Raw genomic sequence first — 26,999 nt, 5'->3', positions numbered from 1 at the left:
TTTTTTCATTCAGATGAGGATGAATTGACCGCATCTTTTAATGCTGTTTCTAATTCTTCCTTGAATCGAGTCCTTTCCTCCATTGTCCATCCAAGTGTATCTTCCATAAAATCAATAATCGCTTCTTCCCACTCCACTACCCATTGAATATCAAAAAATAAAGCTCCCGTCCGACGGATAAAAAAGTCTATTGGTGTTACTGTCATTTCATCCTCTAATGAATAAACAATTTGAACAAACACCTCAAGCGGCAAACCAAACTTGTTATTTGGGTCATAGGTTTTCGCAATGTCAAAAATTCGATCAATATTTGAACCGTAGCGATGAACCAAATTGCGATATTGGTCCTTTGTAAACCCTCTTAACTCGGCATTTTTTTCATTTTTTTCAATAAATGAAGCAAAGTTACGAGCCCCCTCAAAATGACCGCCGGATATCGGTAAATACTTGGTCTGGCATGCTTGAAAATTGCCGCTCTGTTTAGCGATCAAGTTCACCGCCGTTTCCGCCATTTTTCTATAACCGGTCAGCTTCCCGCCTGCGATGGTAATCAGCCCAGAATTCGAAACCCATATTTCATCTTTTCGCGAAATTTCAGAGGGACCCTTGCCTTCTTCATAAATCAGCGGTCTTACCCCTGCCCAGCTTGATTCAATATCCTCCGTGCGAATATCTACGGTTGGAAACATATAATGAATCGCTTTAATAATGTAATCTCGATCATCTGTTGTCATTTTCGGATGAATCGGATCGTTGTTATAAATAGTGTCTGTGGTCCCCACATATGTTTTCCCATCCCTTGGAATGGCAAAAACCATACGGCCATCCGGTGTATCAAAATAAACTGCCTGATTTAGGGGAAATCTCGATTGGTCTATCACCAAATGGACCCCTTTGGTCAGCCGCAGCTTTTTCCCAGTTACCGACTGATCTTTATCTCGGAGCGAATCAACCCAAGGGCCTGTAGCGTTAATGATATATTTCGCATAAATTTCATGAACGGTTCCAGTTAAAAGATTCACAACCTTAGCACCGATCACCTTATCATCCTGGTAAAGTAACTCCATTACTTTTGAATAGTTTACGGCTTTGACACCTTGAGCAACCGCTTCTTTGATGACTTCAATAGTTAAGCGGGCATCGTCAGTACGATATTCAACGTAATACCCGCCGCCAGTTAATCCCTCTCTTTTAATGAGCGGCTCTTTTTGAATGGTTTCACTTGCGGAAAGCATTTTTCTGCGTTCACTTTTTTTAACACCTGCTAAAAAGTCATAGACCCGTAATCCAATCGATGTACTGACTTTTCCAAACGTTCCACCTTTATGAATAGGTAGGAGCATCCATTCGGGTGTCGTTACATGCGGGCCATTTTCATAAACAATCGCTCGTTCCTTCCCTACTTCTGCCACCATCTTCACCTCGAATTGTTTTAAATATCTGAGGCCTCCGTGAACAAGTTTGGTGGAACGGCTAGATGTCCCAGCTGCAAAATCCTGCATTTCTACCAAAGACGTTTTCAGTCCTCTTGTTACTGCATCTAATGCGATCCCAGCGCCTGTAATTCCACCACCAATGACAAGCACATCCCAATCTTCTCTTGCCATTTCCTTTAAGACTCTGTTTCGATTCAAACTCGAAAATTTTAATATTTCCACTATGGTTACCTCCAATTGGAATAAAAAAGAGACCATAACAAAGACAATGGTTAATAATCCAATGCTTTGTTGTGGTCTCGCTAATCCCTTGGTGAAAAATTCGAAATATTATTTTAACTTTAGTATATCATTCAGATCCATCATTTAAAAGCCCTAGCTGCGTTTACAGCCTTTTTCCAGCCTGAATATAGATTGTTCCGATCCTCTTCATCCATATTTGGTTTGAATGATTCATCCATATGCCATTGAGCAGCAATTTCTTCTTGGCTTTCCCAATACCCTACTGCTAATCCTGCTAAATATGCGGCTCCTAAGGCGGTTGTTTCCCTTATTTCTGGGCGTTCAACTGGCACATCTAACATATCGCTTTGGAATTGCATTAAGAAGTTATTGGCAACAGCACCGCCGTCTACACGCAGAGCTTTTAGTGAGATCCCTGAATCGGCTTCCATTGACGTTAATACATCTTTTGTTTGATATGCAAGCGATTCTAATGTTGCGCGAACAAAGTGTTCTTTCGTTGTTCCACGTGTTAAGCCGAAGACCGAACCACGTACATCACTATCCCAATAAGGAGTTCCTAACCCCACGAATGCTGGAACTACATAAACACCATCGGTAGATGATACACTCGCAGCAAATTTCTCACTCTCTTCAGCACTTCTAAACATCCGTAACCCATCACGAAGCCATTGGATAGCAGAACCGGCAACAAAGATACTTCCTTCTAATGCATATTCTACTTTTCCGTTAATACCCCAAGCTATGGTCGTTAACAGCCCGTTCGCTGATTTTACTGCTTGTTCGCCTGTATTCATTAGCATAAAGCATCCGGTTCCATACGTATTTTTCGCCATTCCTTTTTCATAACAGGCCTGACCGAATAATGCCGCTTGTTGGTCTCCTGCAATGCCGGCAATTGGCACATTAGCGCCAGAAAAAGAGGAATCAATTGTTTTGGCGTATACTTCTGAAGATGGGCGGACTTCCGGAAGCATTGAAGCAGGAACTGAAAGAATTTCTAATAACTCCTCATCCCATTTAAGGTCATGAATATTGTACATCAATGTTCTCGATGCATTGGAGTAATCTGTCACATGGGCCTTTCCACCGGATAGTTTCCATATAAGCCAAGTATCAATCGTTCCAAATAGCAGCTCTCCACGCTCCGCTTTTTCTCTTGCGCCTTCTACATGATCAAGAATCCATTTTACTTTTGTTCCAGAGAAATAAGCATCAATTAAAAGGCCAGTTTTATCCCTGAATAATTGATCATAGCCCTTTGCTTTCAATTCTTCACAAATCTCAACGGTTTGGCGAGATTGCCAAACTATCGCATGATAGACTGGCTGCCCTGTTTCTTTATCCCAGACTACTGCAGTTTCCCGCTGGTTAGTAATACCGATTCCAGCCACTTGTTCTGGTTTTACATTCGCCTCAGCCAAACAAGAGGCCATTACCGCTATGACTGAACCCCAAATTTCATTGGCATGATGCTCGACCCAACCCGGTTGTGGAAAGTACTGCTGAAACTCCTGCTGAGCAACATGAACAATCTTTCCTTCTTTATTAAATAGAATCGCACGTGAACTTGTTGTCCCTTGATCCAAGGATAAAATGTATTTTTCCATATATGAACTCTCTCCTATCCTACTACATTAAAAATATTCCTTTTTTCTACGCAGGCCCTTTCAAAAGACTTCCAGCCCCTTATGGAGGCGATTACAAATACTACGATTATACCAGACCTGTAGAACATCTATTATATTTGATTACTTTTCGAATGCTTCAATGTGATAAATACTCGAGGAAAAATCTTTATTTATCAGCGGCAGCGTTAATCCAATTTTCATTAACTCATCGCCCGTATATTTCGGTTCTCCCCTATTTACTCTATAAATCTCACATGGCCTAAGCCCGCGCAACTTCAGACGAAATAACGGTGGATTTGGTGTTGCCAATGTTTTATAGTAAAAAACGGCAGCCCTTTCCTGGTTCGGTGAAACATACATCCAAGCTGAATCCCTTCCATCAAACGGACTTAACAGCCTGTATAATTCCCCAAAACAGACAATATCCTTGATTTGATGATATCGTTTGATTTGCTCTATTACAACCTTCTTATCATCATTACTCAGTTTGTCGATATTTAATTCAAAACCCAAATTTGCAGCCATTGCTACATGGCATCTCATTAAGAGCGGTGTAATTCTTCCTACCTGATGATTCGGCACATCTGATACATGCGCCCCCATTGAAATCGCAGGATAAATGAGGCTTGTTCCGTATTGAATCTTAAGCCGTTCAACAGCATCTGTATCATCACTCGTCCAGGTTTGCGGCATAAAATAGAGCATGCCAGGATCAAAGCGACCGCCTCCTCCGGAACAGCTTTCAAATAAGATCTGTGGAAATCGTTTGGTCAGTTTTTCAAGGATTTGATACAAACCTAGCATATAACGGTGTGCTGTTTCTTTTTGCTTATTAGGTGGCAGCGCAGCCGAACCTGCCTCAGTCATATTTCGATTCATATCCCATTTCACATAGGAAATTTTAGCACTGCTAAATACTCGGGTGAGCGTTTCGATTAAAAAATTACATACGTCTTCCCTGCTCAAATCAAGAATTAATTGATTTCTTGACTGTGTCCGGTTCCGTCCCGGCACATGGATACACCAATCGGGATGTTTACGGTACAAATCACTGTCAGGAGAAACCATTTCCGGCTCGACCCATATTCCAAATTGCAGCCCCTTTTTTTGGATATAATCAGCCAATCCATCTAAACCATTGGGAAGTTTTTTCTTAAAAACAAACCAATCACCCAACGAACTTTTATCATTGTCCCGCTCCCCAAACCAGCCATCATCTAAAACAAACAGTTGGATGCCTAATTCTTTTGCTGCATCCGCAAGGTCGAAAAGTTTTTTTTCATTAAAATTGAAGTAGGTGGCTTCCCAGTTATTAATGAGAATTGGACGTGTTTTGTCTCGGTATACCCCACGACAAACTCTTTCCCTCAGTATTTTATGAAAAGTCCTGGACATTCCTCCAAGCCCTTCCGATGAATAAATCATTATAGCCTCCGGAGTTTGAAACGTTTCCCCCGGCTTCAGCACCCATGTAAAATCAAAAGGGTTTATACCGATACTTAGTCTAGCAGTTTGAAATGGATCCACTTCGATGGAAGCTTGAAAATTCCCGCTGTAGACCAAACTGATTCCATATACATCTCCATACTCTTCGTTGGTGTCTTTTGAAAGGAGCGCAACAAACGGATTATGTTGATGGCTGCTTGCACCTCGAGCTGATGAAATCATTTGAATCCCGTGGTTAAGCGGCCGCCTTTCGATGTGACGCTCACGCCCCCATGTTCCATAAAGGTGCAGCCAATCCCAATCTGACTGATGAATGTCCACTGACATACTCATACATTTATGTATTTCCACATCATGGGTCCCAAGGTGCTCAAAGGAGACCGACCTCGTTATCACATCAAAATCACTGTAAATTGTATAATGAAGATTCATCCCGATCCCAAGCATGGAATCCACCAGTGTTAGCACTAATGTTTCTGCTTCAGATTTATCCTCGACATACGTAGCAGGCAATCCCTCAAGTGGATGTTTTCCTTGGAAAATTTCATGAGAATCGTAGACAAATTCGGTTACCGTAGTGCCGTCCGCTGAACGGATCTGATAGGCTGGCGAACGAAAGTCCCCATTCCCAAAAGCGGGATATTCCTGTGGCAGTGTATCAAGTGAAAATTGTGAAAGAGAAGGCTCCGTCGTCGGCGAAAAAGACCTGCGTTTATACGCCAGAATGGAAGCAGGCTGCAGTGCCTTAACCCTCTTGCCCCAATACAAATGGGCGGGATATTTACCATGGACAATTTGAATTAAATAACTAATCCTGTTATTGTACAAATGAAAAATCCCATCCTTTTCATCCCAATCAATTGGCACGGGCACCCACTCCTCCATATTCACTGCATAGCCAAAATTACTTATCTTACAATAAATATGATTTGCCATATGCCTAACAGAACAATTTATGAAAAAAAGGTGTCAGGCACCGTTCATGGACATTTGTCCACAAGCGGTGCCTGACACCCATTATAGTGTAATTATGAAGGTGGTTCCCTTCCCTTCTTCGCTTTCAACTAAGATGGTTCCTTCGTGCAATTCGATGATTTTTTTGACGATGGAGAGCCCTAACCCACTGCCTCCTTTTGACCGGTCCCTTGCCTTATCTGCTTTGTAGAATCGTTCAAACACATGGATCTGGTCTTTTTTCGAGATCCCAATCCCTGTATCAGATATTTTCACGACTGTTTTGTCATCCACCTTTTTGAGCTCAACACGAATCATTCCCTGATTCGGCGTAAATTTAATACTATTGTGAAAAAGATTTGTCCAAACCTGGCTCATTAAATCTTCATCCGCGATGATGGAGACCTTCTCCATAGAAACATCCAATTCCAGGTCCTTTTCCAGCCAAAGCGGCTCACACGCTAAAATAATCGTCCGTATTTGCTGGTCTAATCGATAGCTATGTCTATCAAAGGGATGGTGTTTGGATTCTAACGAAGTTAATTTCAAGAGATTATCACTTAATTTCGAGAGCCTTCTACTTTCCGTTTCAATGATACTGAGGTAATGGTTTCTCTCTTCATTTGTCAGCTGATCGTATTGGAGGGCTTGGGCAAAACCCATTATTGATGTCAAGGGTGACTGAATTTCATGAGAGACATTCGAAATAAATTCCTGCCGCATATCTTCCAACTGTTTTAACTGCTTAGCCATATGATTGATATGGTCAATCAGTTTGGTAAATTGATTTTCTCTCCCAACATTTAAATCCAGGTAAACATTAAAATCACCTTTTGCAATCCTGCTTAAGGCATCAAGTACTTCATGAAAGAGATTGTGACGCCTAGAGTTCGTCAATAAACTAATAAGAAACCCAGCAAGCGCCATCGTTAATAAACTACTGACAACCTCCGCCATATGACGAAGATAATCGGATGTCTGAAGATGGAAAAGGTGATAGATTCTTGAGACGATGAAATAACCTGCCGTAAAACCCAGCGAAACAAATACAATAAAAAAAACAATCCCAAATAAATGCTGAAAAAAACGTTTGGCCTTCATGGTTTTACCTCGAAACGGTAGCCTAATCCCCGAATCGTCTGAATTCGAAACGGATATTCCTCCTCTGAAAAACGCTCTCTTAACCTTTTAATATGCACATCGACCGTTCGTTCGTCTCCTTCATAGTCATAGCCCCAAATATCTTCAATCAGCACCTCTCTTGAAAATGTTTTTCCAGGGTAGCTTGCTAGTTTAAACAACAGTTCGAATTCCTTCAACGGAATGGTAATTTCCTTATTTTTAAAAGAAATTTCATGTGTTTTTCGATTCAGCATAAATTCATTAATGGTGATGGTTTGTGAGATTGTTATTTTATAACGCTTTAATACGGCTTTGACTCGGGCCGTTAATTCAGCGGGATCAAAAGGTTTCACAAGGTAATCATCGGCCCCAAGTTCAAATCCTTTTAGCTTTTGGGAGGTTTCCCCTTTGGCGGTCAACATTAAGATCGGCATATCACCGAACTCCCGAATCTCTCGGCACAATTCCCAGCCATCCATAATAGGCATCATAATATCAATAATCGCGATATCGATTTTTACTTTCTCCATCAACTCTAACGCCTTCATCCCATCTGATGCTTCGTACAGTTCGAATCCCTCTTTTTTCAAAAAAAGAAGCACAAGCTCGCGAATATTAGCGTCATCGTCGACAATTAATAATTTTGTCATCGCTCCTCATCCTTTTCTATATATTAAGCAGGTTCACTGATTCGTAATTGCTGTTCGGCAAATTCACGATATAAGGAGTGAGTTTGGACTAGTTGTTCATGCGTGCCGCTGCCGGTTATTTTTCCCTTATCCAAAAAGATAATTTGATCAGAGTCAATGACGGTCGACAAACGATGCGCAATCACGAGTGTGGTTCGTCCCTTCATTAAATTCTGTAATGCCTGTTGGACTACCTGCTCAGATTTGCTATCAAGACTAGAGGTTGCTTCATCTAACATCAATAGTTTCGGGTCCCTAAGAAAGGCACGAGCAATCGCAATTCTTTGCCGTTGACCACCGGACAATTTGATACCTCTTTCGCCTACTTCGGTGTCATATCCATTCGGGAGCTCAGTAATAAATTGATCGGCATAGGCCATTTTCGCAACCCTTCTTAAATCATCCTCGTCCACTGGTTTATCCATTCCGTAACAAATATTATCGCGAATGGTTCCTGCAACAATCGGGCTTTCCTGTGATACATAGCCAATTTGGCTTCTCCAGGAAAGCAGTGAGAATTCATTTATTGGCTCCTCCCCAAGGCGAATTGTTCCTTGCTGTGGTAGATAATACCTCTCCAATAATGAAAACAGTGTCGTTTTCCCGCTGCCACTTGGACCAACTATTGCGGTTACCTTGCCTGCCTCTACGGAAAAACTGATATTATTTAGTACCGTTTCCCCATTAGTATATGAATAATGCAGCCTCTCCACCTTTATAGGTTGATTCATATTTTGGACATCCCACTTGGAATCATCTTGTTCATCATTCATATCAATAATCGAGATAATTCGCTCGGTCGCACCGGCTGCCTTTTGAAATTGGGTAAAGAAGGCGGCTAATTGTCCCATCGGCATGACGATTTGAAAAAGATACATGATAAAAGCAACTAAATCACCTGCCATTAATGCACCTGAAGATACTCTCATTCCACCAAATCCTAGAATGACGACTAGCAGTACCATGATTACTAAACCAATTAACGGAGAAATTAGTGCTTGAATTTTTGCCTCTTTCAACCCATATCGAAACAACTTTGTAATTCCATTTTTACCATTCTTATATTCGATTTCTTCCGCATTCGAAGCTTTGACTAGGCGTATTTCGGATAATACTTGCTGGATAACGGAGGTAAACTGTGCTGTTTCAGTTTGCATCCCTTTGGACACCTGATGCATCCTTCTACCAAGTGTCATTAAAATGACTGCTGCAATCGGCAGGGCAATAAACATTAACAAAGCCATTTTCCAATCCAATAGCAGTAAGACAACTATCGAGCCAATGATGGAAATGGTCCCTGATAGAAAGTTGGCGAGATGGTCGGTAATTAATCCTTTTACCACAGCTGTATCATTCGTCATTCGGCTAACCGTTTCTCCTGTTTGATTTTCATCATAGAACGGTATTGGTAAGACGAGCAGCTTCCTCCATAAACGGTCTCGAATCCCGGCCACAACCGATTGCCCGATTTGATTTAATATATAGATGGATATTCCGCTCGCAACAGCTTGAATGATGAGTGCGGAAACAAGAAGAATGATTCTTCCTGTGCTTAACGAGCTAAGAGAAAAATCATTGATAAGATTTTTGGTGAACAATGGGACAAACAGCCCCACCAAAGTGGTTCCTACACTTAATAAAAGAGCGATACCCAAAAGCAATTTAGAAGGTCTGGTTTGCTGAACCAACCGAATAAACTGGCGCCATCCCTTCTCGTTCTTTACATCTGACATATTTCTTTACATCCCCTCTATCGATCACATACTTCTAATTTCATTTACTATAACAAACTAAATTATACAAAGAATATATGAATTGAGTATGAACTAAGAAATACGGAAGCGCCTTGCTCAGGGGCGACATAAAAAGGTGTCAGGCACCACTTGTGGACATTTGTCCACGGGTGGTGCCTGACACCCTTATGAATTTTCTCAACTTGCTGATGGGAGTTTTATTTCAACGTTGGTTCCTGCCTTTTGTTTACTGCTAAATGTAATGCTGCCCTGGTGTTGTTTAATGATTTTATGGCTAATCATTAGGCCAAGTCCTGTTCCTTTTTCTTTCAATGTATAGAATGGTTCACCTAATCGAGGAAGTAATTCTTCAGGGATCCCACACCCTTGGTCCTGGATAGAAATAATACATTCGCCATCTATTCCCTTGCGAAGGCGGACGAGAATTTCTCCCCCTTCCTTCATTGCTTCCATCGCATTCTTTAAAATATTAAGGAAGACCTGCTTTAATTGATTTTTCTCACAGGTAATATAGTAGGATGTTTCATCAAAATCCATTTTGAATTGGACATTACTCATCAAAGCTTCAGGCGCTAGAAGTTCAAGGGTATCTTCGATTAATTCGAGGATATTCGTCCTGACTAATTGAAGCGCTTGCGGTTTTCCCAAAGTAAGCAGTTGGCTGGTAATCGTTTCAATACGATTCAATTCACTTAGGAGCAAATCATCAATCGAACTATCCCCTCTTTTGTAAAGTTGCATGAACCCTTTTATGGTAGTAAGTGGATTTCTTATTTCATGGGCAACCCCTGCCGCTAACTCCCCAACGATCGATAGCTTCTCCGACCGAAGAAGAATTTCTTCTGCCTGTTTACGTTCCGAAATATCTCTGCTTATAATGACGATATTTTCAACAGTCCCATCTTCTCCCAAAACAGGCACACAGCGTGATTCAAAATCAAGCCATCTTCCATCTTTGTGCCTCATTCGAAATTCAATGGATTGCATCTCTTTATTATCAAACATCAACTTTATTGTACTTTTAAACAGATCTACTTCATCCCTATGAATTAATTGGTATTTTTCCAATTTTTCTAATTCACAGCATTGATACCCTAAAACACTCTCATGTGAAGGAGAAAAGTATATCGCTGATTGTTCATCATTCAAAACCAGGATAAGGTCTGATGTATTTTCAGCGATAAGACGGTACTTTGATTCACTTGCCTCTACCAGTTTATACATATCTGTTAACCTATTATTTAATCTATGCAGCTTTTCATATGATTCAATGAGTAATGCGCCAATGATCACCCCTAACATCACAAATAATAAATATTGTAAATGAAAGATAGGGTTATCAATAAATATCTTAAACGTAAAGACCGTAATTCCGTAATTCAAAATATAGGCAGCAAAAAATATGCTGATTTTTTTAATAACCGTAAATTGCTTAGTATAAAAGTAAATAACCGAGAAACCAAACATCAATAATCCCCAGCCACTAAGAACTGGTTCCCATTGTCCGCTGGTCCACAGTCTTGCGAATAGTGAAAACAGTCCAGTAATTAATCCTGCGGATGGCCCGAGGTATGCAAACATGAGAATAACAGGCGCATACCTGATATCGTAAGAATAGCCTAGCTGCTGGAATGACAGAATAACAAGCAGCACGGAAACCACCCCCGCATATAGAGACGTCCAGAGGCGGGCTAGTTTAAATGGTTTATGCTTAATGAATGAGGAGATGACTAAAGGTGTACTGACCAGTAGTGAAAAAATTGCAAGATTAAAAATATAGTCTAACAGGATCATTGTGCTTCCACCCACTCTAACTGTTTTCGAAATATTCCCTTTTATCATAAACTAGAGTCGTGCCTATTACCATAGTAATGATAGCCTTTTCAAAAAGGAAATTACATCGTGTTTCGAATGGGTATTTATTACTATTTAATAGCATATAATTTGCACTTTTCATAAAAACTGGTTTTCCCAATTTTAAGTACTTTAGCAGCTTCCTGCTTATTGCCATTCGTTATGTGCAGAGCATTAAGGATTGCTTCCTTTTCCGCCTTCGCAAGTATTTCTTTTAATGAAGAAATCTGTAATTCCTGTTTTAAAGCCATCTGAGTATTCGAAGGATTGTCTGCAGGAGCATAATTATTATCCATTTCTATGTCTCGCAGATATAATGGCAGATGGGCAACTTCAATCGTTTTTCCATCTAAAACATTGATGGAGCGTTCCAATACATTCTCGAGTTCCCGGATGTTTCCCGGCCACGAATGCTGCATTAGTCTTTCTTCTACGTAAGAAGACAACACTATCCCTTTACGATAAAATCTCTTCTCTAATTTTTTCAATAGATTTTGGGAAATAAGCGGAATATCCTCTTTTCGTTCTCTTAGAGGGGGGATATCTATCTTGATCACATTTAAACGATAGTACAAATCCTGACGAAATTTTCCTTCCTCCACCAACGCCTCTAATTCACGGTGTGTAGCAGCGATAATCCGGACATCTACAGCTATTGACCTTTGACCACCAACTCGCTGCACCTCTTTTTCCTGCAATACCCTTAAAAGCTTACTTTGCATCGAGAGTGGCATGTCACCAATTTCATCTAGAAAGAGTGTCCCATTATTAGCAATTTCGAACTGACCCTTCTTGCCGCCTTTCTTTGCCCCTGTAAATGCACCATCTTCATAACCAAACAGCTCCGATTCTAGTAAATGTTCTGGAATTGATGCACAGTTGATTGCAACAAAAGGCAGGGAGGCACGCATGCTGCTATTATGAATGGCATGTGCAAATAATTCCTTGCCTGTTCCTGATTCCCCAATTAATAAAACGGATGAGTTGCTTTCAGAAATTCTTTCTGCTAGTTTTTTCGTTGCTGCAAAAGCTGGGCTATTCCCAATTAAATGGTTGAAATGGTATTTACTTTTCAACTCTTTTTCAACTTTTGTTTTATAATATTTTAATTCTTCCACTAGTCCTTGTATCTTTGTTTTATACATTTGCCATTCATCTGGTGTGCGAAACATGACTGTTCCAACCGCTCCGACTATTTTCCCATCTTCAATTATAGGGAAACGGTTAGCAATCATTTCACTTCCATTGATGGGATGAAGAGCAGCAAGCTCTTTTTGTCCTGTTTGGGCGACGATATGCATACGTGAATTTTCAATGACATCCTGTACTTGCCGGTGGAGGGCATCTTTCACGGTTGTTCCTAAAAATTCGCAATATGCTTCATTTATATAAAGAATAATACCTTTGTGATCCACCACAACAATGCGTTCTGCTAATAAATTAATAATTTGCTTATGCCAATTAACAGGGATTCCCTCAAACCCTTCGAACATTCTTATCCCACCTTTGCACATTAGACATTGTCATTATATCAAATAACGACATAGGATTGCGGAATTGGAGGTATCAATCAAAGTGAAAATCCTATTCGAACAATCGAATAGGATTCATTATTTCAATTATTGAGCCGTGTAGCCTCCATCTAGAATAACCGCTTGGCCAGTAACGCCTCTACCCTTATCGCTCGCTAGAAAGACAGCATAATCAGCAATTTCTGATACTGATAATAGCCTCCTTTGTGGAACTAGCGGGAAGAGTACTTCTTCAATGACACGATCTAGGCTGACATTTCTTGTTTTTGCCAAATCCCCTAATTGGTTTCTGACAAGCGGTGTATCGACGTAACCAGGGCATAAAGCATTTACCGTGATTCCGTTGGCTGCGCCTTCCAATGCAGCAACCTTAGTTAAACCAATGACACCGTGCTTGGCACTATTGTAGGCTGCCTTACCAGCAAACCCAATCACACCATTAATGGAAGCCATATTGATAACCCTTCCAAAGCCTTGTTTCTTCATGATTGGGAATACATTTTTAATCCCGATAAAGGGAGCCGTTAACATGATTTTGACCAGTAATTCAAATTTTTCTGTAGGAAACTCTTCAATTGGTGAAACATATTGCATTCCTGCATTATTGACTAAAATATCAATGCTTCCGAAAGTTTGATAAGCAGACTCAAGACTATTTTTAAATGCCTCCTCATCGGTTACATCACATGGGGCTGCTAGTGCTTCAAATCCTTGCTCTCTTAGTTTGGAAGCCACTTCTTCACTTTTACTAGCATTTAAATCAGAGATGACTACTTTTGCACCTTCCTCTGCAAAGGTCTTTGCAATTTCTAATCCAATCCCACTTGCAGAACCGGTAATAAATGCTGTTTTTCCATCTAATGCCTTGCTCATCCGAGCATCCTCCTTAATAACTAGAAAACTATAAATTTATATTTACGTGGATCGCTATTAGATAATTCCAAATAAAGTGTAGAGACCAATAACGAAGAAGACAGCCACTGTTTTAATGATCGTAACAGCGAAAATGTCTCGGTATGATTGCTTGTGTGTTAATCCAGTAACAGCAAGTAATGTAATAACAGCACCGTTATGTGGAAGTGTATCCATACCGCCCGATGCCATCGCAACGACACGGTGCATAACTTCTGGCGGAATGTTCGCAGCTGCAATTGCTTGATTGTATTTATCAGCCATCGCGCCTAACGCAATCCCCATGCCACCTGAGGCCGATCCAGTAATCCCTGCAAGGGAACTAGTTGTAACCGCACCGTTAACGAGCGGATTTGTAAAGGTACTGGAAATTCCATCACTGATTTTTGTAAATCCAGGAAGGGCAGCAATAACTCCTCCAAAACCGTATTCTGCTCCTGTGTTCATGGTAGCAAGCAAGGCTCCTGCAATACTTAGGTTTAATCCTTCTTTAAAGTTTATCTTTACTCGCTTCCAATCAAAAGCAAGTGATGTAATAATTCCAACGACTAGAGCCATTTCTATTGCCCAAATCGCAGCAACAGTCGGAACATCTACTACATACGCTTTTAGGCCAATTGCGGAAAAATCAAAACCGTTCGGATACCATTTTGGAATGTACGTGATGAACAGTTTATTGGTAACCCCTACTAAGATGAGCGGTACAAACGCCATAACTTGTTTTAAAACAGATTGCTGAGATGTTAAATCTGGAACCGCCATATCCTTTTGATTGGCTTCAGCCAATGCCGCCGCATTCTCTGTTCCAAACCCAAAGTAACCTTCTCCTGCTTTTGCAGCCTTTTTCCTACGTGTTTCAAGATATAAGAGCCCTAGGCCTAAGACAAAAATAGCGCCAATAATTCCAAGAGTTGGAGCGGCATAAATATTCGTTTTAAAGAATTGAATTGGAATAACGTTCTGAATTTGCGGTGTCCCCGGCAGGGCATCCATAGTGAATGTGAAGGCACCCAGTGCAATCGTCCCTGGGATTAAGCGCTTCGGAATATTCGCTTCCCTGAACATTTGGGCAGCAAACGGATAAATAGCAAAAACAGCGACAAATAAACTTACACCGCTATATGTTAAAATTGCACCTAATAATACGATGGTGAGCATCGCACGTTTTGCACCAAGCCAGCGGACAATCGTCTTCGCGATGGATTCTGCAATCCCTGACATTTCAACCACTTTACCAAAAATCGCTCCTAATAAGAAAACAGGGAAGTACGATTTGATAAATCCGACCATTTTTTCCATGAAGACGCCGGAAAAGAACGGTAAAACATGGCTCGGGTCAACAAGTAATACTGCTAAAAGTGCACAGATTGGAGCAAATAGGATAACAGAAAACCCTCGGTAGGCAACAAACATTAATAGCCCAAGCGATAAAAGAATAATAAATAATTGCATTTAAATCCCCCTTATAAGTTTAGATTGAACTTCATTCCCCTTAGTAAGCGTTTGCAAACTGAAGTCTACTTTATTAATTGCAAGTTCCATGCCAAATTTTATTTATTAATTTTAAAGAGTATAAATTTTCAGTATTATCACACTGTTATTATACTAAATTAATACCGATTTCATCAAAATCTACCATTGTACCGATTTTTCATTCCGTAGTTCCGGAAAAATATGCGATTAAGATTCCGGGAATGCGGATTTTTCCGCATTCCCGGAATTATTTATATTTATTGTCCTATGGAAACTCCCGAATTTAGTAAAACCCTCAAATAAAAAAGAAAAACCGGGCAAAATCGTCCGGTCCTCTCTTTGCTATAAAATTTTTTTCTCTCTAAGGGAACCAGTAACTCCCAATCAACCTATTTCTCTACCCAAACGGGCATTAGTCGCCTTCATAGATACCTTACTCTTTACCTGCCTTGATATAGCCAACTTCTTCCACTAGCACTTGGCCCTGTGGTCCCTGCATCCATTCCAGGAATGGCTGGATTGTTCGTATTTTTTTGTTGTCCTTCACTGTGATTGCATATAGGGAGGCCGTGAATGGGTATTTTCCACTAGCGATGTTTTCCGGACTTGGTTCAATCCCATTAATCGCCAACAGCTTGATGTCTGTATTTGCCTTCATTCCCGTTGCAAAGAACCGAAACGAAAAGCCAATTGAATTGTCATAGTTTCGGTAGTCGGCTACCTGTTCGATAATCCCTCCCATCCCTTCAGGTACATCTTCCTTCAGAGGCTTCATGATAGGCGTATCACCCATGATTTTCTCCAGAAGCGTTTGACTCCCCGAATTTTTAGGACGCTGGAAGGCAATAATTTTTTCATCCTTGCCGCCTAGCTTTGACCAGTTTTTAATTTTTCCAGAGTAGATGCCTTTAATCTCTGAAACAGCTAGGCTATCAATCTTATTATCTGGATTTACGAAAAAGACAAATGCTTCCTTCCCTATTGGGGTCATGACCAGTTCTTTACCTGCCTCTTTCGCCATTTGCTGCTGTTCTTTTGATGGCTCTGCACCAAAGTAAATATCGACATCACCTGTTAAAAGCCGCTCATAGGCATAAATGGTATTAGTAAAGGTGACGACTTCCCCATATTCTTGAACCACCTTTTCAATATTTTCATAGGCTGCATTGGCAAAAGCGGAATACACCGGGAACGCAGCTTCTGCTCCATCTAAAATAGGCATTTCACTTGGGTTTTTAATTGTTAAGGTTGAAGCAGTTTTCAACTTCGGCAAAATATTATCTGGATTATTCACATCATATGGATAGAGGTCTGTACTCGAATATCCTCCTCCATATTTAAACCCGTAGGATGGCAGGACCGTTTTACTGCGATGCCATTGAACAGCGGCACCAGTACCGATTGCAAGCATAAATATCATTATCACTGACAGCAGTTGCTTTTTATTGAACGCTGGGAGCTTTCTCCCCCATAATACGGCAAGCCCTGCTCCTAATATAAAGGAAAGCTCGTATGCTAATGGTGCCCCCAGAAATAATCTTCCTTCTCCCATAAGCATGGCAATAAAATAGTTTGGCGCGTAGGCCAAATGAAAAATACTATAAAACAACCAAGCATCCGCACCGTAAAACCCTTTGCTTATCAGCATAAACAGGGCCCAAAGGACCGCCGTATAGGCAAGCGGCACAAGAACAAGGAGCAGATAGTTCTTTATGTATTCCTGTTTCAAGTGCTTCTTGCTTACGAGGAACCCAGTCAAACACCCAGCAACAATTAATCCAGGTAGTGCAGCAAGCAAAGTATTATCAAACTCCGTCATAATCGCGAATGCGAAAAAGCTAAAAACTAGTGGTACGATTCCAAAATACAGCAATATGAACTTTCCTATTTTCCCCATGTCCCCGCTCCTTTTAATTACCTTTTCTGACAACATTATATAGTGTAATTTTACACTTTTATCTCACTTTTTACAATATACTTCTAGATAGAAAAAAGACCTTTTCGCATCGCGAAAAGGCCTTCCTAAAAAATCTACCCATTTATGATTTGTCATTACTTATTTTGAAAGCATGGTTAAAACTGTATCCAATAAAACATTGATCCCCTTTTCGCAGTCTTCCCAAGTTGTTAATTCTTCTTCACAATGGCTCTTTCCATTAATACTTGGAACAAACAACATCGCAGTAGGTACGAAGCTAGCAATGAACTGAGCATCATGTCCTGCACCCGAAACCATTCTTCGATTAGAATACCCGAGTGACTGTGCGGATTCTTCAAATAGTTGACAGATTTCTGGTTCGAACCAAACTGTGTCCCGCTCCCATAATTTTGTTGTTTTTACCTCACATCCTTCATGAAGTGAAGTTAAATTCGGGAGTGATTCGATAAAGTTTTTAACCGTACGGACAATTTCCATGTCCTTATGCCGTGCTTCTAGGGTAAAGACAACCTTATTTGGAATGACCGTATGGATGCTTGGGTACACGTTCACCCTGCCAATCGTGAAAACTAAGTCTTCATCTAATACCCCTAAACGCCTGCGGATTTCATTGATTAAGTTATTTGCAGCAAACAGGGCATCTTTTCTCATATTCATTGGGGTGGTGCCGGCATGATCAGATTCCCCTGTTATTTCAATCTCATAGCAAGCCATTCCCACGACACATTCTACAACACCAATCGAGAGGGCCTCTTTTTCAAGGATCGGGCCTTGTTCAATATGAAGCTCTAATAGGGCCGCAGCCTCTTTCATCCGATTCTCTACTTCCCCCTCGTAGCCACTTGACTTTAAAGCCTCACCAAAGGTAATTCCCTCTGAATCTACCTTTTTCAGCATTACTTCCTTATCAAATTTACCAGAAAGCACCCCTGAAGCCATCATGGATGGTTCAAACCGGGCTCCTTCTTCATTTGTAAAATTAACGATCGTTATAGGGATTTGTGGTTTAATCTGATTCTCAACCAACGTCCTAACAACTTCTAAGCCAGCTACAACTCCTAAAACACCATCAAATCGGCCGCCTTTTTTCACCGAATCCAAATGGGAACCAATGAGAATTGGCGGTTTATTCTCAATTCCAGCTAGTGTTGCATACATGCAGCCCATATCATCAACCGTGACGGTCAGACCTAATTCCTCACAGCAGGAACGGAAATAGTCCCTTACTCGAATATCCTCTTTTGATAAAGACAACCTTGTGACCCCATTGTTTTCTGTCCGGCCAAAGTTTGCAAATTGTTCTAGTGTCGTTTTCAGTCTTTCCCCATTAATCAATAACTTTTGTCTTTGCATGATTAAACACTCCCTTTTCTAAGTGAGATTACGTGCATGATTCATTCGTTAATAAATCTCATGGAGGATTAAACTGGAAATTTGCGGAATATGATCATTATGCAGCTCTTAGACCCAAGTTTAGCTTACTTTAAAAACTTATGTAAATATTCAGTCAATATATTCATTATACACCACGGCCAAGCCCTGTCATTAGACAGAACATAAAATCTCACATACAAATTGTTTGATAGTTTGTATGAAAAAAGGTGTCAGGCACCGCTCGTGGACAACTGTCCACGAACGGTTCCTGACACCAACAATGACTTCAACAATGTCAACAACAATCTTATTTTTTCTTTGCGTGTTTACGCATGTCGAAGGCTACTGCTACGACGATGATTAGTCCTTTTACGATGAATTGGATGTATGGACTTACGCCAAGGAAGGCTAGGCCGTAGTTGATGATTTGGAATATTAATACCCCGGTTACGACGCCTGGTACAGATCCGATACCACCTGATAGTGATACACCACCGACTACGCAGGCTGCAATGGCATCTAGTTCGTACATGTTTCCTGTATTGTTTGTCGCACTACCAACACGTCCAGCTTCAAGCGTACCAGAGAAGCCATATAATAGACCAGCAATCATATAGATAATGATCAGGTTTCTTGCAACGTTAACACCAGAAACCTTTGCTGCTTCAGGGTTACCCCCGATCGCATACATATTTTTACCTAATTGTGTTTTATTCCAAATAACCCAGATAACAGCAGTTGTTATTATCGCATAAAGAACTAGATAGGGAAGTTCATAGGACCCAATTGGAATCCCGCGTTGAGCAAAGGTTGTAAATTTTTCACTTAATCCGCCGATTGGCTGCGCTCCATATGGCGGGCGGTCAAAGTAAATAGAAGTGATTCCGTATACACCAATCATCATACCTAAAGTGGCAATGAACGGTGGCACGTGTAACTTGGCTACAATTACACCATTTAATGTAGAAATTAAACCCGTTGCAATCATGGCAATCAAAATTGGGACAATTAACGGCAATTCTGGAAGGTTCGGATACATTTTATAGGCATAATCACCAGCTTGCAGCATAGATGCGGACACAACAGCTGCCAGCCCGACCATCCGTCCAGCGGATAAGTCAGTTCCAGCGGTGATCAAAATTCCAGCCATCCCGAGGGCAATAATGATCCGGGAAGAGGACTGACTTAGGATATTGATAAGATTGGTTACTGATAGAAAGTCAGGAGAAGCGATTACGATTCCGATGACTAGTAAGATTAAAAATACATATATTACATTATCAAAGAGCAACTTGGTTATACTGCCTTTTTGTGCGGCTGATTTATTCATTTGCATCTCCTCCTAATACAAAGCAGCTAAGCTCATGATTTCTTCTTGGGATGTTGTTGCCGTTTCGACGATCCCAGCTGCTTTACCATTACTCATTACTAAAATTCGGTCAGAAACTCCCAGAAGCTCTGGCATTTCTGAAGAAATCATGATAATTCCTTTTCCTTCAGCAGCTAACTCATTAATTAACTGGTAAATTTCGAACTTTGCCCCAACGTCAATCCCGCGTGTCGGTTCATCTAGCAACAATATTTCCGGTTTGGTTAACAGCCAGCGTCCAATAATAACCTTTTGCTGGTTCCCACCTGAAAGACTGCCGATAGATGTTTTTTGTGATGGGGTTTTTACTTTCATCGAATCAATTACCCATTGCGTATCGTCAGCAACTTTGCGGTCCGATAGGAACCCGCTTTTAGTCTTATATTGCTTCATGTTTGAAATGATCGAGTTAAAACTGATACTCAAGTCAGGGAATATCCCTGTCGACCGTCTTTCTTCGGTTACAAGGGCAAAGCCATTTTTAATGGCGTGCTGCGGCGAATGATTTTTGACCACTTTGCCATTTAATTCAATCGTTCCTGATGTGATCGCCCTTATCCCAAACAATGCTTCAACAACCTCTGTCCGTTTGGATCCAACTAAGCCGGCAATCCCTAATATTTCTCCTTTTCTCAGTTCAAAACTTACATTAGAAAAAGAAGGTTGTGTTTCTGCCGTCAGATCAGAGACTTTCAAAATGACATCCCCTGGCTTGTTTGCCTTAGCAGGGAAGCGCTGTGATAAGTCACGGCCAACCATCAGTTTGATGATTTCGTCAGTGGTGAGGTCCTTCGCGCTTTTGGTCGCAATATACTGACCGTCACGCATGATGGTTACTTCATCAGAAATCTTCAAGATTTCCTCCATTTTGTGAGAAATATAGATAATTGCCACATTCTCACTTTGCAGTCTTTTAATGATTCTAAAAAGATGATTTACTTCCGTCTCAGTAAGTGACGAGGTTGGTTCATCCATAACGATAATTTTTGAATGATAAGAAACTGCCTTGGCAATTTCAACCATTTGCATTTCTGAAACAGATAGCGTACTCACCTTACTGCGTGGATCAATGTTGATGTCAAGACTTTTGAAAATTGCTTCTGTATCCTCATACATTTTCTTTTCATCTATGAAAATACCTTTTTTCGGATAACGGCCGAGCCAGATATTATCCATGACATTCTGTTGACGAACCTGATTTAGTTCTTGGTGCACCATCGAAACTCCATTTTCAAGCGCCTGTTTTGAATTGGCAAAGGAAACCTCATTTCCATCAAAAAGGATTTTACCCTCATCCATCGAATAAATCCCAAATAGGCATTTCATTAGTGTTGATTTTCCAGCACCATTTTCGCCCATTAAGGCATGTACCGATCCGGGCTTTACTTTAAGGGACACATTATTTAAAGCAAGTACCCCAGGGAATCGTTTGGTTATGTTTAGCATTTCAAGTAAATTGGTAGTTCTGGATTCTGACATGAGCGAACCTCCTTGTTAAACCATTTGAAGATATAAGACACAGTTTTGGTGCCTCATATGAATTCTTTTATAAAAATACGGTGTCCAGCTCCAATTTCGAAGGAGTCTTACTCCGAACGAAAGAAAAGCGCACCCTTTTCCTTCGTTCGAAGAGCGCCTAGGGGCTGTGCAGCCCTGGACAAGGCGCTTCCACTTTTCTTATTGTCTAGTTCCAGCGCCTAGGGGCTCGGGTCATAAGCCATTCCGTCAAGGAGGTTAAAGAGCAACCTCCTCGCCGGCTCGTCTTATGTCTGTCGCCCCTGGACAAGGCGCTTCCACTTTTCTTATTGTCTAGTTCCAGCGCCTAGGGGCTCGGGTCATAAGCCATTCCGTCAAGGAGGTTAAAGAGCAACCTCCTCGCCGGCTCGTCTTATGCCTGTCGCCCCTGGACAAGGCGCTTCCACTTTTCTACTTATAAGCGTCTTTACCCACTTGGATATTATCTTTTGTAATCTCAATGTAAGGAACACGTACAGCTTTATTATCATCAAGCTTCCATTCAGTTCCGTCTAATACGTCTTTACCCTTTGCTGCATTTGCTGCAAGTTCAATGGTAGCTTTACCTTGGTTTTTAGCATCGTTTAAGACAGTACCAACCATTTTGCCTTTTTCAATCATTTCAAGTGCTTCTGGAATCGCGTCTACACCTACAACTGGCATAAACTTGTCTCCAGAGAAGTAGCCTGCTTTCTCAAGAGAAGCAACCGCACCTAGTGCCATTCCATCATTATTAGCGATGACAAATTCAATCTTATCGCTGTACTTAGCTAACCAAGCATCCATTTTTTCTGTCGCTTTTGTTGCATCCCACATCGCAGTATCCATTGCTAATTCTTCTACTTGGATACCTTTTTCTTTTACAGTATCCACTGCAAATTTTGTACGTGCTTCTGCATCTGGATGTCCTGGCTCACCTTTTAATAATACGTATTGAAGTTTACCATCTTTGTTTTTATCATATTTATCTTTGTTAGCTTCCCAAGCTTTAGCAATAAGTTGACCCTGAAGAACACCTGATTCTGAAGATGTAGTTCCAACATAGTAAGCTTTATCGTAGCCTTTTAATACGCTGGCATCTGGCTCTTTGTTAAAGAAGATAACTGGAATATTTTTTGGTTTCGCTTTGTCGATAATTGTTTGAGCCGCTTTTGGATCCACAAGGTTAATGGCAAGAGACTTAGCTCCTTTGGCAATAAGTGTATCGACTTGTTCAATTTGTTTTGCTTGGTCGTTTTGAGAGTCGTTCAACATAAGCTTTACGTTATCTTTAGCTGAAGTTTCCATTGAACGGCGCACATAAGACATAAAGTTGTCATCAAATTTGTAAATGGTCGCACCAACTGCCGGAAGACTATCCTTACCGGAACCAGAATCCTTACCACTAGTTGAATCACTGCAGCCTGTTGCTAATAGAATACTAGACGCAACTGTCAAAGATAGAATTAACCCTTTTTTCTTTTTAAACATGTTGTCATTCTCCTTTTACTATTTAGTAAAGACTCTGGTAAGCTTCTAATCTGCTTAACTTAGCCTCCATGTAAGCCCTTACCTTTATGTTAGCACCGGACGAAACTTTGCAATAGTTCAAAACACTAGCACTAATTTGTGATTATCTAGATTATTTTGCAAACGTTTGCAATAAAACTGAAATATTTGTAAAAAAAATGAGACCAATCCATTTTGCGGATTGGTCTTAAAGTAAACTATTAACTTACAGAGGCCTTGCGAAATTCTGTAGGTGATAAACCAGTATGCTTTTTAAAAACACGGCTAAAATAATTCGGATCCTTATAACCGATTGAAAAGCAGATTTCCTTTAAGCTTTTTCCGGGGTCGGCCATTTCCAATTTGGCCTTTGAAATCCTTATCTCTGTCAAATAATCGATAAACGTCAAACCAAACCGATCTTTAAATAATTTACTGAAATAAAAAGCACTAAGTTCCACATATTCAGCAACCTGTTCCAATGTAAGGGAATCAGCATAGTGAATTTCAATATATTCCTTTGCTTTATGCAGCATTCCTTTGGCATGATTGTTACGCCAGACCTGTACATGCTGGACTACCGCCAACAGATGGGCTTTTCCCTTGTCTACTATCTTCATTACTTCTTCCGTTTCGTCAATAGACGGTAGTTGTTGATAGCTGATTCCTAAATCATGGAGCATTCTAGAAATCAGAACAAACAATTCATCAAATGACTTTTTTAGCAATGGAGCATTCAATTCATTATTCTCCGTAGGAATTACCACAAATGAATCAAAAGTTAACAGGACTTGGTTGACATCTCCCTGCCGGACGGCATCGAGGAGCTTTTTTTCAACCTCAAGTATCTCTGATTGATTTGGCCGTGCTGCTGTTGATTCTTGTTTGTCCGCAAAAAAGTACCTTTGATTTGGACTTTTTAGCAGTTGTTCTAACGCCATGACTGCTTCATGGTAGGATTGATTCAGTTCATGTGCATGATGGTACGGGCGGCCAACTCCAATCCGCAATTGACCTTTGAAGGATTCTTTATTAAAAAGCACAAATAGCCGTTCGATATTAGACCTTACGATGGATTTAAACTGGCTTTTTTCTATTGTTTTTTGGGATAGAAATAAAACAGGAACTTGGCTGTCCGTCATCGGCCCAAAAATAGCCTCTTTTTCTTTCACCAAAGATTTAACGGTTTCCTTGAGCCACAAATACCACGATTTTTTTTCGTTTGCAGTTATTTCGCTTTCTTGGAATGGCTGGAAGGAAAACAGCTCCATATATCCGCTTGTAATTTCAACACCCAATAATTGTCCCCACTCATCAAACGTGATGTCCTGTACTTGGTTTACCAATAGCGATGATACCCATTCCTTTTGGGCAATGGAAACGGCGCGGTTAAGATTTTCCTTCAAGTTTTCGTGCTCTTCTCTACGCTTCCGTTCTTCAACGATTTCCTCCGACACACGGTCTAGGCTTTCAAGAATATCTTTTTTACTGCTCGGCTTTAGGATGTACTCCTTGACTCCCTGCTGCATGACTTCTTTCGCATACTCAAATGTATTAAAGGCCGAAACCATGATAAACCGAATATCGGGGGCGAATTTTCTAATCGCTTTTACTGCTTGGACTCCATCAACCCCAGGCATTTTTATGTCCATAAACATAATATCAGGGTGATGTTCTTTAGCCATTTCAATGGCTATTCTTCCATTGGGAGCCTCACCTATGACCTTGACTGTATCCGAAGAGTTGTTGATAATTTTCGTTAATGCCTTTCTCTCCAGTATTTCGTCATCTACTATAAGTATTTTCAACAAACACTTGTCCCCCTTTACCTATACCAGGAATCGTCAGTCTAAATTTGGTCCCTTTCTTTAATTCTGATTCAATTTCCACAACGTCGTTTCGCTGGTAATAGAGTTGAAGCCTTCTAATTACGTTTTTCACTCCAATCCCATTGGAATGTCCTTTTGATTTTTCAGGCACAAAGGACTCTTCTTCCGCTGTTCCTTCCACATAGTCGAGAAATCTCTTTTTAGTAGCTTCACTCATCCCTTCCCCGTTATCGATAACCTCCACGTAAATTCGGTCTTTGTGTCGGTATACATTCAGACGGATTTCTGCATTTTCTTCATATTCCTCTACCCCATGAATGAAGGCGTTCTCAATAAGCGGCTGCAAAATTAACACCGGAATCTCAATATCCAGACAGTCTTCCTGGATATCTGTAATAAATTGAATCCGCTCTCCAAATCTCGTTTTTTGAATATAAAAATACTCACTGACAATTCTCACCTCATCACGAAGAGTTGAGGCCTTATTCACATCTCCGAGATTGTACCGCAGTAATGCCGCAACAGCTTCAATCAATCTGGACGTTTGTTCTGCTTCCTCTAAATAAGCCAGTTTTGAAACCGTATTCAATGTATTGAATAAAAAATGTGGATTGATTTGATTTTGCAGACTCCGCAGCTCCAATTCCTTTAACAGCTTATCCAATTCCGATTTCTGTTTGATTTCCTTTACCAATTGCCTTAGATTCGTGCGCATTTGGTTAAAGGTTTCCGTTAGTGGCTTTAACTCGTCCTTTGTGGTAATTTTTATATCTTCTCCTGATAGATTTCCTTTTGAAATTTCCTTTGCCGCTTTTGAGAGCAAACTAATTGGCTTTGTAATCCCGCCGGAAATCCATAGCGCTAACAAGGTGCTAAGGAAAAATGCAGCCGCAAAAAGCGAAATCGACATCAATTTATAATAATGGTTTTGCTGCTCCATCTGGCCATAAAATTTTTGATAATCTGTCAGTTTATTATTTAACAAATCCAGAGTGCTTTCCTGAAGAAAACCATTAATCTTTAAAACCTCATTAAAATGATTCGAATATTTGTTAATCTCGTCCTTTTTAAAAGCCCCTAAAGTGGCATCACTTTCGTCTATAAAGCTATCGATCATATTTTTGTAATTCGTGAGATTAATTTCATTTGTATGGATCACTTCATATAGTTTGTTTTGATCCTTAATCAACTTCAGCTTTTCTTTTTGATGATCTCTTAGATAGGAAGGCTGCTTTTCCAAAATATAAGCATGCAGCTTTTCCGTCATTAAGTTGGTTCTTTGCGAGATATCATTCAACAACAGAAAGCGTTCAAAGCTGTCGTCATATTCCGTTACTAATTTTTCACTGCTGTTATAAAAAAAGAAGCCGACAGAAGATAATAGAACAACAAGCACAATAAAATATAAAAGCAGCTTCGATCTGATTCGAAATAACATCACTTTCTTCCCCCCATTCCAACGGCAGGAAGGTCCTCTAGTCTTGCAATTCGAGTATTTGTATGGATGATAGGATCTACTCTTTTTCCCTCAATAATATTAATCATCATTTCCACGGCACCGTATCCCATTTCATATGGCTCTTGAACGACCGTTGCCTTAATGGTTCCCTGCCGGATGTATTTTACGGTTTCCGGAAGTGTATCGAATCCAATAATGTATATTTGATTCTGCTTTTTATATTTTTCTACCACCTGTGCTATTTCAATACCGTCCAGAGCGCTAGTTCCAAAAAATGCATTCACCTCAGGGTGCCCCTGCATGATTTGGTTAGCCTTTTCTGCAGCAATCACCCTGCTAATCTCTGACTCTTCCACAGCAATAATATGAATCCCTTTTTCGAATTGAACGGCATCCTTAAAGCCCTTTACCCTTTGAATCTGGTGATTCTTAGTAAAGCTGCCGGTAATTATCGCTACATTTGCTTTTCCTTTTGTATCTTTAATTAAGGCCTTTCCTGCCAAAAATCCTGAATAATAATTGTCTGTCCCAATATAAGCCTGCCTTCTGCTATTTGCCGCATCTGTATCCACGGTAATGACAGGTATTCCCTTTGCTACGACCTTGTTGATAAGGGGGCTAAATTGTTCATCGCTCAATCCCTGTGTCATGATCCCATCCACTTTTGCCGCCGCCGACATTTCAATTGTTTTTAAATGATCCTCCAGATTGGCTTGCTTTGGTCCAGCATATTCCAAAAGCACATCGTACTTTTTAGCAGCTGCCCTTGCCCCTTCATCAACAAGCCTCCAATATTCGTTATCTAACTCCTCTGCAACAAGAACAAAATGGTAGTTATACTTTTTTACTGCACTATCCTCTTTAGGTAAATGGTGGGTAACGACCTTATATCCGTAAAATATTGAAAATGAGCAACTGACAAGAAAAAACAAACTTCCGACTGTATAGGCAACGATGGATAATTTGCTCATATAACATCC

18 protein-coding genes are annotated in these 26,999 nt (G+C 40.5%); all 18 read right to left on the bottom strand.

Going from position 1 to position 26,999, the window contains the following annotated elements; translation table 11 throughout:
• Positions 1-5: 5 nt before the first annotated feature.
• The 18 genes from QNH17_RS02665 to QNH17_RS02580 all read right to left on the bottom strand — a co-directional run bounded on the left by QNH17_RS02665 (position 6) and on the right by QNH17_RS02580 (position 26,990).
• A complete protein-coding gene (locus QNH17_RS02665) occupies positions 6-1,694 on the bottom strand; it encodes a glycerol-3-phosphate dehydrogenase/oxidase (protein WP_481858564.1) in 1,689 nt (562 codons plus the stop codon).
• A gap of 104 nt (positions 1,695-1,798) precedes the next feature.
• Positions 1,799-3,289 (bottom strand): glycerol kinase GlpK, encoded by a 1,491-nt coding sequence (gene glpK / locus QNH17_RS02660; protein WP_283877278.1) that lies wholly within the window; start codon positions 3,287-3,289, stop codon positions 1,799-1,801.
• Between the two features lie 141 nt (positions 3,290-3,430).
• Positions 3,431-5,623, bottom strand: a complete 2,193-nt coding sequence (locus tag QNH17_RS02655; protein ID WP_283877277.1) for an alpha-galactosidase — start codon at positions 5,621-5,623, stop codon at positions 3,431-3,433.
• 150 nt (positions 5,624-5,773) lie between these two features.
• Positions 5,774-6,811: a sensor histidine kinase gene (locus tag QNH17_RS02650; protein WP_283877276.1), complete on the bottom strand. Its 1,038-nt coding sequence runs from the start codon at positions 6,809-6,811 to the stop codon at positions 5,774-5,776.
• Positions 6,808-7,482, bottom strand: coding sequence for a response regulator transcription factor (locus tag QNH17_RS02645; protein WP_283877275.1), 675 nt, complete (start codon positions 7,480-7,482; stop codon positions 6,808-6,810). Before QNH17_RS02645 ends, QNH17_RS02650 begins: the two co-directional genes overlap by 4 nt.
• 23 nt (positions 7,483-7,505) lie before the next feature.
• Positions 7,506-9,254, bottom strand: a complete 1,749-nt coding sequence (locus tag QNH17_RS02640; protein ID WP_283877274.1) for an ABC transporter ATP-binding protein — start codon at positions 9,252-9,254, stop codon at positions 7,506-7,508.
• A gap of 198 nt (positions 9,255-9,452) precedes the next feature.
• Positions 9,453-11,069 carry an ATP-binding protein gene (locus QNH17_RS02635; RefSeq protein ID WP_283877273.1) on the bottom strand — a complete coding sequence of 539 codons (1,617 nt, stop codon included), beginning with the start codon at positions 11,067-11,069 and terminating at the stop codon, positions 9,453-9,455.
• A 131-nt stretch (positions 11,070-11,200) separates the two neighbouring features.
• A complete protein-coding gene (locus QNH17_RS02630) occupies positions 11,201-12,622 on the bottom strand; it encodes a sigma-54 interaction domain-containing protein (RefSeq protein WP_283877272.1) in 1,422 nt (473 codons plus the stop codon).
• A gap of 126 nt (positions 12,623-12,748) precedes the next feature.
• Positions 12,749-13,534, bottom strand: coding sequence for a 3-hydroxybutyrate dehydrogenase (locus QNH17_RS02625; protein ID WP_283877271.1), 786 nt, complete (start codon positions 13,532-13,534; stop codon positions 12,749-12,751).
• Between the two features lie 57 nt (positions 13,535-13,591).
• Complete coding sequence (locus QNH17_RS02620; protein ID WP_283877270.1) at positions 13,592-15,025, bottom strand: GntP family permease; 1,434 nt, start codon at positions 15,023-15,025, stop codon at positions 13,592-13,594.
• Between the two features lie 454 nt (positions 15,026-15,479).
• Positions 15,480-16,943: a PstS family phosphate ABC transporter substrate-binding protein gene (locus QNH17_RS02615; RefSeq protein ID WP_283877269.1), complete on the bottom strand. Its 1,464-nt coding sequence runs from the start codon at positions 16,941-16,943 to the stop codon at positions 15,480-15,482.
• Between the two features lie 159 nt (positions 16,944-17,102).
• Complete coding sequence (locus QNH17_RS02610; RefSeq protein WP_283877268.1) at positions 17,103-18,338, bottom strand: Zn-dependent hydrolase; 1,236 nt, start codon at positions 18,336-18,338, stop codon at positions 17,103-17,105.
• Positions 18,339-18,666: 328 nt separating this feature from the next.
• Positions 18,667-19,689: a galactose/methyl galactoside ABC transporter permease MglC gene (gene mglC / locus QNH17_RS02605; RefSeq protein WP_283877267.1), complete on the bottom strand. Its 1,023-nt coding sequence runs from the start codon at positions 19,687-19,689 to the stop codon at positions 18,667-18,669.
• Positions 19,690-19,701: 12 nt separating this feature from the next.
• Entirely contained in the window at positions 19,702-21,207 is a 1,506-nt protein-coding gene (gene mglA / locus QNH17_RS02600; RefSeq protein ID WP_283877266.1) for a galactose/methyl galactoside ABC transporter ATP-binding protein MglA, read from the bottom strand.
• A gap of 447 nt (positions 21,208-21,654) precedes the next feature.
• Complete coding sequence (gene mglB / locus QNH17_RS02595; protein ID WP_283877265.1) at positions 21,655-22,713, bottom strand: galactose/glucose ABC transporter substrate-binding protein MglB; 1,059 nt, start codon at positions 22,711-22,713, stop codon at positions 21,655-21,657.
• Between the two features lie 239 nt (positions 22,714-22,952).
• Complete coding sequence (locus QNH17_RS02590; RefSeq protein ID WP_283877264.1) at positions 22,953-24,542, bottom strand: response regulator; 1,590 nt, start codon at positions 24,540-24,542, stop codon at positions 22,953-22,955.
• Positions 24,517-25,998: a sensor histidine kinase gene (locus QNH17_RS02585; protein ID WP_283879412.1), complete on the bottom strand. Its 1,482-nt coding sequence runs from the start codon at positions 25,996-25,998 to the stop codon at positions 24,517-24,519. Before QNH17_RS02585 ends, QNH17_RS02590 begins: the two co-directional genes overlap by 26 nt.
• Positions 25,998-26,990 carry a sugar-binding protein gene (locus QNH17_RS02580; protein WP_283877263.1) on the bottom strand — a complete coding sequence of 331 codons (993 nt, stop codon included), beginning with the start codon at positions 26,988-26,990 and terminating at the stop codon, positions 25,998-26,000. The genes QNH17_RS02585 and QNH17_RS02580 overlap by 1 nt, the downstream gene beginning before the upstream one ends.
• Positions 26,991-26,999: the final 9 nt, after the last annotated feature.

This window comes from Neobacillus sp. SuZ13, assembly GCF_030123365.1.
Lineage (GTDB): Bacteria > Bacillota > Bacilli > Bacillales > Cytobacillaceae > Neobacillus.
The sequence above is the reverse complement of the archived record's forward strand: the minus strand, read 5'-3'. Positions and strand labels throughout refer to the sequence as shown.

Bases quoted from the DNA above. Each gene is read 5' to 3' on its own strand.
- QNH17_RS02665 (WP_481858564.1), bottom strand. From the start codon at position 1,694: ATGGTCTCTTTTTTATTCCAATTGGAGGTAACCATAGTGGAAATATTA.
- glpK (WP_283877278.1), bottom strand. From the start codon at position 3,289: ATGGAAAAATACATTTTATCCTTGGATCAAGGGACAACAAGTTCACGT.
- QNH17_RS02650 (WP_283877276.1), bottom strand. From the start codon at position 6,811: ATGAAGGCCAAACGTTTTTTTCAGCATTTATTTGGGATTGTTTTTTTT.
- QNH17_RS02645 (WP_283877275.1), bottom strand. From the start codon at position 7,482: ATGACAAAATTATTAATTGTCGACGATGACGCTAATATTCGCGAGCTT.
- QNH17_RS02640 (WP_283877274.1), bottom strand. From the start codon at position 9,254: ATGTCAGATGTAAAGAACGAGAAGGGATGGCGCCAGTTTATTCGGTTG.
- QNH17_RS02635 (WP_283877273.1), bottom strand. From the start codon at position 11,069: ATGATCCTGTTAGACTATATTTTTAATCTTGCAATTTTTTCACTACTG.
- QNH17_RS02630 (WP_283877272.1), bottom strand. From the start codon at position 12,622: ATGTTCGAAGGGTTTGAGGGAATCCCTGTTAATTGGCATAAGCAAATT.
- QNH17_RS02625 (WP_283877271.1), bottom strand. From the start codon at position 13,534: ATGAGCAAGGCATTAGATGGAAAAACAGCATTTATTACCGGTTCTGCA.
- QNH17_RS02620 (WP_283877270.1), bottom strand. From the start codon at position 15,025: ATGCAATTATTTATTATTCTTTTATCGCTTGGGCTATTAATGTTTGTT.
- QNH17_RS02615 (WP_283877269.1), bottom strand. From the start codon at position 16,943: ATGGGGAAAATAGGAAAGTTCATATTGCTGTATTTTGGAATCGTACCA.
- QNH17_RS02610 (WP_283877268.1), bottom strand. From the start codon at position 18,338: ATGCAAAGACAAAAGTTATTGATTAATGGGGAAAGACTGAAAACGACA.
- mglC (WP_283877267.1), bottom strand. From the start codon at position 19,689: ATGAATAAATCAGCCGCACAAAAAGGCAGTATAACCAAGTTGCTCTTT.
- mglA (WP_283877266.1), bottom strand. From the start codon at position 21,207: ATGTCAGAATCCAGAACTACCAATTTACTTGAAATGCTAAACATAACC.
- mglB (WP_283877265.1), bottom strand. From the start codon at position 22,713: ATGTTTAAAAAGAAAAAAGGGTTAATTCTATCTTTGACAGTTGCGTCT.
- QNH17_RS02585 (WP_283879412.1), bottom strand. From the start codon at position 25,998: ATGTTATTTCGAATCAGATCGAAGCTGCTTTTATATTTTATTGTGCTT.
- QNH17_RS02580 (WP_283877263.1), bottom strand. From the start codon at position 26,990: ATGAGCAAATTATCCATCGTTGCCTATACAGTCGGAAGTTTGTTTTTT.